We start from the raw sequence: 11,423 nt of genomic DNA, 5'->3' as shown, positions 1-11,423 counted from the left end.
GGGCATCTCCTGCCGGAAGTGGCTCCTGCGTCCTCTCGTCATGAGGGTCCCGGGCCTGGCCCGAGCGTGACGCCTAGTTTCCCTTCCGGGCCTCTCCCAGCACGCGCGTGAAGATCGCCCTCACCGCTGCGCGCACCTCGTCCAACTCCGCCTTCAGCACCTTGGCGTCGGGCCGTCCGACCGCCGTCGCGATCCGCCGCAGCACCCGAGGTGGCACGGCCTTGGGATCGAACGCTTCCTCCACCGTGAAGCGCTGCCAGAGCTGGACGTCGCCGATCAGGCGATGTGCATCGAGCAACATCGAAGCATCCCCGTCAGAGAGCAGCCCAGCCGCCCGCGCGGCGGCGAAGACGGAGGCCGTATCGTTGACGATCAGGCCGGGATGGTCGCTGGCATAGGCCAGCAGCAGGAACTGGGCGAGGAAATCGAGATCGGTCAGACCGCCGGCAGCCAGCTTCAGGTCCCAGGCGTCCTTTTCGCCCTTCTCCTTGGCGATCAGGGCCCGCATTTCGGCGACGGCAGCCGCGACCTTGGCAGGCGCGCGCTTGCGGGAGAGGATCGCCCGGATCGACGCTTCGGCCCGCTTCGCCAGCCCGGCGTCGCCGGCGACGACGCGGGCGCGGGTCAGCGCCATCTCCTCCCAGATCTCCGCTTCACCGGTGTGATAGGCTTCGAAGCCGGCGAACTGCGTCGCCGCCGGGCTTTTGTTGCCGGTGGGGCGCAAGCGCATGTCGACCTGATAGAGCGTGCCGCGGCGCGTCGGCACCGTCAGCGCCGCGACCAGCCGCTGGGTGAAGCGGATATGCCAGGTGACAGGATCGAGGCTCTTGGCGCCGCTGCTCGGCCCGGCATCCTCGGGCCGATCGTAGAGCAGGATGAGATCGAGGTCGGATGACGGCGTCAGCTCTCCCGCGCCGAGCCGGCCGAGCCCGAGCACGACCGTCTCCGCCCCGTCGATTACGCCATGATCGGCAGTGAAAGACGCGCGCGTATCGGCAAAGGCCACGCGCAGGCAGGCTTCGGCCACGGCGCAATAGGCCTGACCTGCTCCTTGTGCCGGATAGACGCCGGAGAGCAGCCGCGCGCCCACGAGGAAATTCTCCTGACGGGCGGCGTCACGGAGCCGGTCGAGCCCGTCCTCTACGCTTGGCGGCGGCGAGCCGACATAGCTGCGGATGCGGCGTTCCAGCGTGTCGACATCGAGCACCGCCTGCCCGAATGCCGGGTCGATGACCCCGTCGAGCACATGCGGATGCAAGGCCGCGACCTTGGCGAGGCGCGGCGCGCTGCCGAGGATCTCGGCGAAGAGCGTCAGCAGGGAATCATGCGAGCGCAGCAGCGTCAGAAGCTCGACCGCTGCCGGCATCCGCACGAAGGCGTTGTCGAGATGGGCGAGCGCGCCGTCGGGATCGGCGGTGCGGCCGAGCGCGACCAGCAGCGCCGGTGTCAGCTCCGTCAGCACTTCGCGGGCGCGGGCGCTGGTGACGGCGGCGCGGCGGCCGAAATGCCAGCCCCGCACCGTCTCCGCCGCCGTCATGCCATCGCGGAAGCCGAGCTTGCCGAGCGTCTCGACCGTCTCCGGGTCGGGCTCGGAACCGGTGAAACTCAGCGTCCCGGCTTCCGAGGCAAGGCTCGGCCCTTCCTCGAACAGCAGGGCATAATGGCCCTCGATGGTCTTGGCATGGGCCGTCAGTTCCTTGCCGAAGGCGGCGGCGTTGGCATAGCCGCAGAAACGGGCGAAGGCGTCGAGATCGCCCGCCGCCTTCGGCAGGGTCTGGGTCTGCTCGTCGTCGCGCATCTGCAGGCGGTGCTCGATGGTGCGCAGCCAGCGATAGGATTCGGAAAGTTCGTCGCGTGCCTGCGGCGTGATCCAGCCTTCGTTCGTCAGCTCCTTGAGCATGTCGAGCGTGCGCGGCCCCCGCAGCGCCGGGCGGCGGCCGCCGAAGACGAGCTGTTGCGTCTGGACGAAGAACTCAATCTCGCGGATGCCGCCGCGGCCGAGCTTCACATTGTGGCCGGCGACGGCGATGGTCTCGTGGCCCTTCACCGTCTGGATCTGGCGCTTCATCGCATGGATGTCCGCGATGGTCGCGAAGTCGAAATATTTGCGCCAGATGAAGGGGGCGAGATCCTTGATGAAGCGCAGGCCGAGATCGGTGTCGCCGGCGATCGGGCGCGCCTTGATCATGGCGGCGCGCTCCCAGTTCTGGCCCACGGTCTCGTAGTAGGAATAAGCCGATGGCAGCGCGATCGCGACATGGGTCGAGGCGGGGTCGGGTCGGAGCCGCAGGTCGACGCGGAAGACGTAGCCGTCCGGCGTGCGCTCCTGGATGATGCGGGCGATCTGCTGGGTGAGCTTGACGAAGAAGCTCGACGGCTCGCCGACGCCAGCGGCCTCCGCCGCCTCGGGATCGAAGAAGACCACGATGTCGATGTCGGAGGAATAGTTCAGTTCCCCCGCGCCATGCTTGCCGAGCGCCAGCACGACGAGGCCGGAGCCGGGCCCCGGATTGGCGGGGTCGGCCAGATTGATTTTTCCGAGATCGGCGGCCTGTCGCAGCACATGGTTGGTCGCGAGGCGCACGGCCATGTCGGCGGTCGCAGTCAGCGCTGCCGTCACAGTCTCGACGTTCCAGACGCCGCCGATATCCGCGAGCGCGATCAGGAGCGCCATGGCGCGGCGGAAGCGGCGCAGCTCGCGCATCAGGTCCGCGGTCTCGCAGCCAGCCCCGGCAAAGGCTTCGATCCCGGCGAGCAGTGCGTCACGACGCGCCTCGGGCGCTTGCGTCAGGCAGGCGAGCAGGGCCTCGGGATCGAAGCGCACGACCTGGGAGAGGAAGGGAGAATGCGCGAGCACACCGGCGACCAGAGCGGCGCTGCGCGGATGTTCGGCCAGATGAGTCTTCAGCGCCTCGGCCGCCGCCTCGTCGTGCAGCCGCTCGATCAGCTCGCGCGCCAGCAGCGCCTCGGCCTTGGCGCGTGCCGGCAAGACCGGTGCCGCACCCAGCCTGTCACAGAGCCGCTCAACCATCGCACACCTTCCTCCTCAGGAGGACGGCACGCCAGCAGGGTTTGCGACGGCTGTCGAGCTTTGAGCTTCGGGAGCCGCCTGCGTTTCCACAGACTTGCTCTCAGCCATCGGCAGGGCGATGACGACGCGCAGCCCGGGAGCGTTGTCCTCCAGGCCGAGGCGGCCGCCATGCAGGCGCACGACACCGGCTGCCAACGACAGGCCCAGGCCGAAGCCGGGCTTGCTGCGGCTGGTGTCGAGCCGCACGAAACGGTCGAGCACGCGGCCGCGATCGGCTTCCGGGATGCCTGGCCCGTGATCGGCCACGGAAAGCTCGATCTCGGCTCCGTTGCGCCTTGCGGCGACGGTCACGGTGCCGTCCCCGCCCTGTTCGGGGCCGCCGTATTTCAGGGCGTTGTCGATCAGATTGGCGACGGCCTGCCCGACCAGCTCGCGGTTTCCGACGATCCGCAGGTCCGGCTCGACTTCGCCGACCAGCGAGAGCCCGGCATCCTCGGCGAGCGGCTCGTAGAGTTCCGTCATTCCCGAGACGATCTCCGAGAGATCAAGCTCAGCCATATTGTCGCTGACGCGGCCCGCTTCCAGCCGTGCCAGCATCAACAGGGCGTTGAAGACGCGGATCAGATTGTCCGCCTCCTCGATGGAGCCATCAAGCGCAGCCCGCAGCTCGTCCGGCGACCGTGCACTGCGCAGCGCCTCCTCGGCCCGGCTACGCAAGCGGGTGAGCGGTGTCTTGAGGTCATGGGCGATGTTGTCGGTCACCTGCTGCATGCCCGCCATCAGCTCTCCGATGCGGTCGAGCATGGCATTGAGATTCAGCGCGAGGCGATCGAGTTCGTCGCCAGTGCCGGTGATGGCGAGGCGCCCCTTCAGGTCGCCCTCCATGATGCCATGCGCCGTCTCGCTCATGCCATCGATACGCTTCAGCACGCGGCGCGCCACAAACCAGCTTGCAAAGCAGCCGAGAACGAAGACCAGCGCTGCCGACCAGCCGGCGGCGCGGCGGATCACGGCGCCAAGCCGGTCACGCTCCTCGAGATCGCGGCCGACGAGAAGGCGGAACCCGGCCGGCAGGATGAAGACGCGCACAAGCGCATGGCTCGGCGTATCGACCGTTTCGCTGGAGCGAGCGTATTCGATCTCGCTCTCGCCGGTACGATCGAGCGTGCCGGGCGGGATCGCCTCGACATTGCCGGCGATGCGCTCGCCTACCGGCGTCGTGACGAGGTAGAGAGAAGCACCCGGCCCGCGCGAGCGGCGCTCGACGATGTTGACCAGCCGGCGGATGCCGCCCTGGCGCTGCTGCTCGGCCAGCCCCTGGATCTCGGCATCGATGGTCGAGCGGATCTGGTCGGTCAGCAGACGCTGTGCATTCCAGGCGACATAGCCGAGCACGAAGGCGGCGAAGAGTGCGAAGATGACGAGATAGGCAGCCGTCAGCTTGAAGGCGGTGGTGCGGAACAGCGTCGGCAGGAATTTCTGGCGCCGTCGTGCGGGAGCATCAGCGGGCGCTGTCACGGACCATGTATCCCGCGCCGCGGATGGTGTGGATCATCGGCTGCTCGAAACCCTTGTCGACCTTGGCGCGCAGGCGGCTGACATGCACGTCGATGACATTGGTCTGGGGATCGAAGTGATAGTCCCAGACGTTCTCCAGCAGCATGGTGCGCGTCACGACCTGCCCAGCATGCTTCATCAGATACTCGAGCAGGCGGAACTCGCGCGGCTGCAGGACGATCTCCTGCCCCTCGCGGGTGACGCGATGGGCGAGCCGATCGAGCACCAGTTCGCCGACGCGATAGCTGGTCGGCTCCGAAGCCGGCGCGCCGCGGCGGCGGGCCAGCACCTCGACGCGGGCCAGCAATTCGGAAAAGGCATAGGGCTTGGGCAGGTAATCGTCACCGCCCGCGCGCAGACCCTTCACCCGGTCGTCGACCTGGGCCAGCGCCGACAGGATGAGCGCCGGCGTCTCGTCCTTCTGTTCGCGCAGCGAGCGGATCAGGGAAAGACCGTCGAGGCGGGGCAGCATGCGATCGACGACCAGCACGTCGTAGCCGCCACCCTCAGCCATCGCATAGCCCTGCAGCCCGTCGGCCGCATGATCGGCGACATGGCCGACCTCGCGGAACGCTTTGGTCAGATAGGCCGCAGCCTCGGCATCATCTTCGACGATCAGGAGTCGCATGAGTATAACCTAGCTCAGAGCAAACGCCGATCCAAACGGACCGGCCTTTGCTCTGTTTCCGCCTATCGCATTTTCTTCACGCGCGCCGGCTTCCACGTCACGCATAAACAAAAAACGGCAGGCCGGAGGATACGCATCCGGCCTGCCGCCGCGATGGCTGGTCCCCTCGGCTGGGGCGACAGGAAGACCGAGGGAACCTGCCTGCTTCGTTCAGGCCGCCGGCTGGCGGCCAACCTCGAAGGTCACGTCACGAGACTTGCCTTCGCGGAACAGGGTGATCGTGGCCTTGGTGCCAGGGGCGAAGGTCGCGATCTTGCGGGACAGGTCGCGGGCGTCCTTGATCGCCTCGCCGTTGACCGCCGTGATGGTGTCGCCGCGGCGGATGCCGGCCTTGGCTGCGGGGCCGTTGCCCTGCGCCTCGGCGACGAGCGCGCCCTTGGCTTCCTTCAGGCCGATGGCATCGGCCATCTCGCCGGTGACCGGCTGGATCTGCACGCCGATGAAGCCGCGCGCCACCGTGCCATCCTTCTTCAGCGAGTCCACGACCTGCTTGACCGTGGAGGCCGGGATCGCGAAGGCGATGCCGACATTGCCGCCGGAAGGCGAGTAGATCGCGGTGTTCACGCCGACGACTTCGCCATTCTGGTTGAAGGTCGGACCACCCGAGTTGCCGCGGTTGATCGGCGCGTCGATCTGCATGTAGTCGTCATAAGGGCCGGAGCCGATGTCGCGCCCCTGGGCCGAGACGATGCCGGCCGTGACCGTGCCGCCGAGGCCGAAGGGGTTGCCGATCGCCAGCACCCAGTCGCCGATGCGCGGCTTGCCTTCGCCGAGCTTCACATAGGGGTAGTCACCGGCATCCTTGACCTTGAGCAGGGCGAGATCGGTGCGCGGATCGGTGCCGATGACCTTGGCTTCCAGCGTCTTGCCGGAGTCGGTGACGAGCTGGACCTCCACGGCGTTCTCGACGACGTGGTTGTTGGTCACGACATAACCGTCCTGGCTGACGAAGAAGCCCGAGCCCTGAGCCATGCCCTGGCGCGGCTGCGGCTTGTTCGGACGGTCGTTCTCGCCAGGCTCGCGGAAGAAGCGGCGCAGCTGCGGCGGCAGATCATCCAGATTCTGCTCGTCACTGGCGGCTGCGGCCTGCGTCTTGACGCGGACGGAGACGACCGCGGGCTTCACCTTGTCGACCAGATCGGCAAAGGAAGGCAGCGTGCTCTGCGCGCCGGAGAGCTGAATCGGCTGTGCAATGGCGTTGTGGTTCTGCATCAGGGCGCTGTCGGCAAGGCCGGCGGCCAGACCGATGCCGAGAATGGCGGTGCCGGCGAGAAGGGCGCCGCGCTTCAGGATGGACTTACGGGTTTCGTTCTGTGTCGTCATGATTTGAACCTCGTGAGCGTCAGGGTTTTCCCTGTTCGTGACGAGGAAGATGATGCCAGCCGCCTTACGCGGCTTTGGCCTGAACATGACGGTTTCGTAAGATTCAGCGGCAAGACCGCCCGCACCATCTTGACGGCTGGCGGCTCGCCGGCGCCCCCTGTGCCTGGGATGGGGGAAGGCGCCTATGCGTATCATCTGGGGGATTTCGTTTGCCGTGGCCTGCCTGAGCGGCCCTGCCGTCGCGCAGCAGGGTTCGGCCTATAATACCGGGCTGCGGGTGGCGCAGGCACGGGGGTATGAAAACGCCGATTGCTATGCTCGCGTCTTCGCGAAACATGCGGTCGTCGTCGAGAAGCTCGGCGGCAAGCGCAGCTGGTATGCCAACTCGACGCCAGCCTACAATGCGGAGCAGCGCTCTCGCTGCGGGATCGACCGACTGCAGGATCTGGCGGCACGGCGAGATTCGGAGCGCTTCGGCGCGCCCGGCGCATCACGCGCACGCGGCGGAGCCTATGGTGCGGGATTGAGAGTCGCGGCGGAGCGCGGCTATTCCGGCAGCGACGCTACCTGCTTCGCACGAACCTATGCGACCTTCGCTTCGCCTCATCCCGCCCCGACCGGCCGGGGCACCTATGCTATCGCCGGCACCAGCATGCGCGCCTATTCGCACGAACTGTTTCGGGCGTGCGGGATTAGCCGCTAGGGCTTCTCGTCCGCCGCGATGAGAGCCGCGAGCTTTTCGCGCTCCTCGGCGGACAGAGTCTGCGGCCCAGCCATCGAAGCCGTGCGGTGGCGCGCGCGCATCCATACGAAGGCGAGCGCCAGCAGCAGAATGACGAAAGGCGCCGCCCAGAGCAAAGCCGTGCGTGCATTGAAGGGCGGACGAAGCAGCACGAAATCGCCATAGCGGGCGACCACGAAATCGACCACCGCCTTGTCGCTGTCGCCGGCAACGAGCCTTTCCCGCACGAGCAGGCGCAGGTCGCGCGCCAGCGGCGCATCGGAATCGTCGATAGACTGGTTCTGGCAGACGAGGCAGCGCAGGCCGCCGGAAATGGCGCGTGCCCGCTGCTCCAGCGCCGGATTCTTCAGCACCTCGTCGGGCTGCACGGCCTGTGCGCCGGTGATTGCCAGCAGCACGATGCCAAACGTCAGGAGAAGGCGACGCATCGGCCTACTCCGCCGGCTGCGGCGCGGCCACCGCTGGCGCGGCACGCTTCGGAGCCGCCAGCCGGAAGCGCCGGTCGGTGAGCGAAAGCCCGCCCCCCAGAGCCATGATGATCGAGCCAATCCAGATCAGCAGGATCAACGGTTTGTCGTAAAGCCGTACCGCGACGCCGCCATCCTGCGCCTCGCCGAGGCTGACATAGGCCTGGCTCAGCCCGTCCGTGCGGATGCCGGCTTCGGTCGTCGGCATGCTTCGGGCGGTATAGATGCGCTTCGACGCCTCGAGCGGCGCCAGTTCCCGGTCGCCGGAGAACAGCTGAAAACGCGCGACCTCGGCGCGGAAATTCGGCCCGGTCCGGGGCGTGACGCCCTCCAGCACGACCGTGTAGCGCCCGCTCGTCAGGCGCTCGCCCGGCTTGAGGACCGCAAGCGACTCGGTGCTCCAGGCTTGAGCGGCGATGCCGATGATGCTGAAGCCGATGCCGGCATGGGCCAGCGCCGTGCCCCAGGCCGAGCGCGGCAGCCCCTTGGCGCGCGACAGCACGGCCTGCCAGCCGCTGGCTCGCGCGACGATGCGCTCGCCAAGATCGACCGCCGCCCCCAGGATCAGGAAGACGCCGAGCCCAACGCCGAGCGGCGCCAGGACCGGCCCGCCCCGGGTGAAGGCGATCACCGCGAGCGACGTCAGCACGGCCAAACCGAAGGCGGCGGCGTTGCGCTGGGCGGCGCCGAGCAGATCGCCGCGCTTCCAGGCGAGCGACTGGCCGATCGGCAGGATCAGCAGCAGCGGCACCATCACCGGGATGAAGGTCGCGTTGTAGAAGGGCGCTCCGACCGAAATCTTGTCGCCGGTCAGCATCTCCAGCACCAGCGGATAGAGCGTGCCGACGAAAACCGTGGCGCAGGCAGTGGCAAGGAAGATGTTGTTGACGACCAGCGCTCCCTCCCGGGAGATCGGCGCGAACAGCCCGCCCTGCCGCAAGAGCGGCGCACGCCAGGCGAAGAGCGCGAGCGAACCGCCGACGAAGAAGACCAGGATGAAGAGGATGAACAGGCCGCGCGCCGGGTCGCTGGCGAAGGAATGGACCGAGGTCAGCACGCCGGAGCGGACGATGAAGGTGCCGAGCAGCGACAGCGAGAAGGTCAGGATCGCGAGCAGGATCGTCCAGACCTTGAGCGCATCGCGCTTCTCCATCACCACGGTCGAGTGGATCAGGGCCGTGCCCGCGAGCCAGGGCATGAAGGAGGCGTTCTCGACAGGGTCCCAAAACCACCAGCCGCCCCAACCGAGCTCGTAATAAGCCCAGTAGGAGCCCATCGCGATGCCGAGCGTCAGGAAGGTCCAGGCCAACAGCGTCCAGGGCCTGACGGCACGCGCCCACATCGCATCGATGCGCCCGTCGATCAGGGCGGCGACGGCGAAGGCATAGGTGATCGAGAAGCCGACATAGCCGATGTAGAGCAACGGCGGATGGATCGCGAGGCCGAGGTCCTGCAGGATCGGGTTGAGGTCCTGCCCTTCCGCCGGGGGCTGCGCCAGGCGCTGGAACGGGTTAGAGGTGAGCAGCAGGAAGGCGAGGAAGGCCACGGCGACCAACCCCTGCACGGCCAGGGTCCCGGCCCGCAGCCGCGGCGGCAATGAGTTGCGCGACAGCGCGACCAGCGCCCCGAACAGGGTCAGGATCAGCACCCAGAGCAGCATCGAGCCCTCATGGTTGCCCCAGACCGAGGTCAGCTTGTAGATCAGCGGCTGCGCCGAATGGGAATTCGCGACGACGTTCGCCACCGAGAAATCCGAACGGACATAGGATGCGACCAATGCCGCGAACGACAACGCGACCAGCGCGAAGCTGATCAGCGCCGCGCTGCTGCCGACCGACGCCAGTGCCCTGTCATGACGCACGACGCCCCAGAACGGCACCAGTGCCTGGATGACGGAGACACCGAGCGCCAGCGCCAGCGCGTAATGACCGATCTCGACGATCATGCCCGGCTCACGGCTTGGCCGCGGGCGCGGCGGGTGCGCCGGCGCCGCCGGGCTGCCAATGCCCCTGCTTCTTCAGCGTGTCGGCGACTTCGCGCGGCATATAGGTCTCGTCATGCTTGGCCAGCACCGAATCTGCCTTGAACCGCCCTGCTCCTTCGAAGACGCCCTCGGTCACTACGCCCTGCCCCTCACGGAACAGATCCGGCAGCAACCCGTCATAGCCGACCTTCATGGCGGTCTTGCCATCGGTGATCGCGAAGGAGACGCGCTGGCCTGGTCCACGCTGGACGGAGCCCGTCTCGACGAGGCCGCCAAGTCGCATTCGGGTACCGGGGGCTACTCCCTTCTCGACGATCTCCGTCGGGCCGTAGAAGAAGACGATCGTATCGCGCATCGCGAAGAGCACGAGCCCGGCCGCGAAGCACAGCACGGCGCCGGCCGCCGCGATCAGCGCGAGGCGGCGCTGCTTGCGGGTCAGGCGGCGCTTGGCCGGCATGGAGCGGGTGGGCTGGGCGATACTCACGGCTTGGCATCCTTCAAGGCCAATTCATCGACCAGGGCATCGATCGCCGCAAGTGCAGCCTGATCCTGCGACAGGCGCTCGCGCGCCGTCTTCACCGCTTGCACCGCGGCATCCCGGTCGCCGATCACGGCGCGGGCCCGGATGAGGCGGCTCCATTCGGGCAGCGTTCCGCCGCCATCGGCCAGCCGCGCGGCCAGGCCGTCCACCATGCCCTTGATCGCCTGCTGGCGTTCGGCCTCCGGCAAGGCTGCGACCGCCTTGCGCCCGGCATCGGCCTGCATCTGCTCGATACGGGCGCGCACAGCGCCGGCCCAATCGGCCTGTGGCGGCGCATCGGCGAGGAGTTGCTGCAGATCGGAAAGTGCCCCCTCCCCGTCACCATCCTGCTCCTTGCCGACGGCGAGGTAGTAGCGCGCTCGCGGATTCCTCGGGTCGAGCTTGACCGCTTCCGCCAAGGCTTCCCGCGCGGCTGCTGTCACAATCCCGCCAGCTTCGAGAATGCGGGCTTCGCCGAGCCCGGCGAGCAGATCGGTATCGGGCCTGCCGTAGCGAACCGTCGCGGCGAAAGCCTTCACTGCCTCGTCGTAACGTCCCTGTCTCAGATAGATCGGCGCGATCAGCGACCACCCCTTGGCGTCCGTCGGATTGGCCGCGAGATGGGCCTCCATGCGCGCCAGGACAACGGCAAAATCCTGCTGCGGCCCGGCCTTCTCGACCCGCGCGGCCAGCGGCTGGTCGGAGAAGCCGGGCGAGCCGTACAGCCCGTAGACCAATAAGGCGAGGAGCGGCACAACCGACAGCATCAGCGCGGAGCTGGCCCGGCGGCGGCGCAAGGACGGTTCGGTCTCGCCCGAAGGCCCCACCTCGTCGTTGGCGGCCCGCAGCAGGCGGCGCGCCGCTTCAGCACGCGCGGCCTCCGCTTCCGGCTCCGCGATCAGCTTGCGCCCGAGATCGCGATCGATCTCCTTGAGCTGGGCGCGATAGAGGCTCTTGGCATCCGCGATATCGGCGAAATCCTGAACCTGGCCGTGGCTGAGCGGCCGGAGCAAGGCGAAGATCGCCGCTCCCGTCATCGCTGCAAAGATCGTCCAGATCATCATGAGGTGTTCTTAGCGAATCGGCCGGTCGAGTTCATGGCGACAAAGGG

Annotated in this window: 9 protein-coding genes; 1 reads left to right on the top strand and 8 read right to left on the bottom strand. The window is 67.7% G+C overall.

Annotation, left to right across the window (positions count from 1 at the left end):
* Positions 1–73: 73 nt before the first annotated feature.
* The 4 genes from AB4Z16_RS15530 to AB4Z16_RS15515 all read right to left on the bottom strand — a co-directional run bounded on the left by AB4Z16_RS15530 (position 74) and on the right by AB4Z16_RS15515 (position 6,599).
* Positions 74–3,031 (bottom strand): bifunctional [glutamine synthetase] adenylyltransferase/[glutamine synthetase]-adenylyl-L-tyrosine phosphorylase, encoded by a 2,958-nt coding sequence (locus AB4Z16_RS15530; RefSeq protein ID WP_441512259.1) that lies wholly within the window; start codon positions 3,029–3,031, stop codon positions 74–76.
* A 15-nt stretch (positions 3,032–3,046) separates the two neighbouring features.
* Positions 3,047–4,549: a HAMP domain-containing sensor histidine kinase gene (locus AB4Z16_RS15525; RefSeq protein WP_441512258.1), complete on the bottom strand. Its 1,503-nt coding sequence runs from the start codon at positions 4,547–4,549 to the stop codon at positions 3,047–3,049.
* Complete coding sequence (locus AB4Z16_RS15520) at positions 4,533–5,216, bottom strand: winged helix-turn-helix domain-containing protein (protein WP_441512257.1); 684 nt, start codon at positions 5,214–5,216, stop codon at positions 4,533–4,535. Before AB4Z16_RS15520 ends, AB4Z16_RS15525 begins: the two co-directional genes overlap by 17 nt.
* A 210-nt stretch (positions 5,217–5,426) precedes the next feature.
* Positions 5,427–6,599, bottom strand: coding sequence for a trypsin-like peptidase domain-containing protein (locus AB4Z16_RS15515; RefSeq protein ID WP_441512256.1), 1,173 nt, complete (start codon positions 6,597–6,599; stop codon positions 5,427–5,429).
* Between the two features lie 184 nt (positions 6,600–6,783).
* On the opposite strand from AB4Z16_RS15515, the gene AB4Z16_RS15510 reads away from it, so the two are divergent.
* Positions 6,784–7,302, top strand: coding sequence for a hypothetical protein (locus AB4Z16_RS15510; RefSeq protein ID WP_441512255.1), 519 nt, complete (start codon positions 6,784–6,786; stop codon positions 7,300–7,302).
* Here the strand turns inward: AB4Z16_RS15510 and AB4Z16_RS15505 are convergent.
* Genes AB4Z16_RS15505 through ccmI form a run of 4 tightly spaced genes read right to left on the bottom strand, consistent with a single transcriptional unit; the run spans position 7,299 to position 11,376 of the window.
* On the bottom strand, positions 7,299–7,769 hold the full coding sequence (locus tag AB4Z16_RS15505; RefSeq protein ID WP_441512254.1) for a cytochrome c-type biogenesis protein: 471 nt from the start codon (positions 7,767–7,769) through the stop codon (positions 7,299–7,301). The two genes, AB4Z16_RS15510 and AB4Z16_RS15505, sit on opposite strands and share 4 nt — an antisense overlap.
* Positions 7,770–7,773: 4 nt before the next feature.
* Positions 7,774–9,753 carry a heme lyase CcmF/NrfE family subunit gene (locus AB4Z16_RS15500; RefSeq protein ID WP_441512253.1) on the bottom strand — a complete coding sequence of 660 codons (1,980 nt, stop codon included), beginning with the start codon at positions 9,751–9,753 and terminating at the stop codon, positions 7,774–7,776.
* A 7-nt stretch (positions 9,754–9,760) separates the two neighbouring features.
* Positions 9,761–10,231 carry a cytochrome c maturation protein CcmE gene (gene ccmE, locus AB4Z16_RS15495; protein ID WP_441512554.1) on the bottom strand — a complete coding sequence of 157 codons (471 nt, stop codon included), beginning with the start codon at positions 10,229–10,231 and terminating at the stop codon, positions 9,761–9,763.
* Positions 10,232–10,272: 41 nt separating this feature from the next.
* Entirely contained in the window at positions 10,273–11,376 is a 1,104-nt protein-coding gene (gene ccmI, locus AB4Z16_RS15490) for a c-type cytochrome biogenesis protein CcmI (protein ID WP_441512252.1), read from the bottom strand.
* Positions 11,377–11,423 lie beyond the last annotated feature (47 nt).

It is taken from the genome of Allobosea sp. TAF32, from assembly GCF_052113585.1.
Taxonomy (GTDB): Bacteria; Pseudomonadota; Alphaproteobacteria; order Rhizobiales; family Beijerinckiaceae; genus Allobosea.
This window is presented reverse-complemented; position numbering and strand designations above follow the sequence as displayed.

Bases quoted from the DNA above. Each gene is read 5' to 3' on its own strand.
- AB4Z16_RS15520 (WP_441512257.1), bottom strand. From the start codon at position 5,216: ATGCGACTCCTGATCGTCGAAGATGATGCCGAGGCTGCGGCCTATCTG.
- AB4Z16_RS15500 (WP_441512253.1), bottom strand. From the start codon at position 9,753: ATGATCGTCGAGATCGGTCATTACGCGCTGGCGCTGGCGCTCGGTGTC.
- AB4Z16_RS15515 (WP_441512256.1), bottom strand. From the start codon at position 6,599: ATGACGACACAGAACGAAACCCGTAAGTCCATCCTGAAGCGCGGCGCC.
- AB4Z16_RS15530 (WP_441512259.1), bottom strand. From the start codon at position 3,031: ATGGTTGAGCGGCTCTGTGACAGGCTGGGTGCGGCACCGGTCTTGCCG.
- AB4Z16_RS15505 (WP_441512254.1), bottom strand. From the start codon at position 7,769: ATGCGTCGCCTTCTCCTGACGTTTGGCATCGTGCTGCTGGCAATCACC.
- AB4Z16_RS15510 (WP_441512255.1), top strand. From the start codon at position 6,784: ATGCGTATCATCTGGGGGATTTCGTTTGCCGTGGCCTGCCTGAGCGGC.
- ccmI (WP_441512252.1), bottom strand. From the start codon at position 11,376: ATGATGATCTGGACGATCTTTGCAGCGATGACGGGAGCGGCGATCTTC.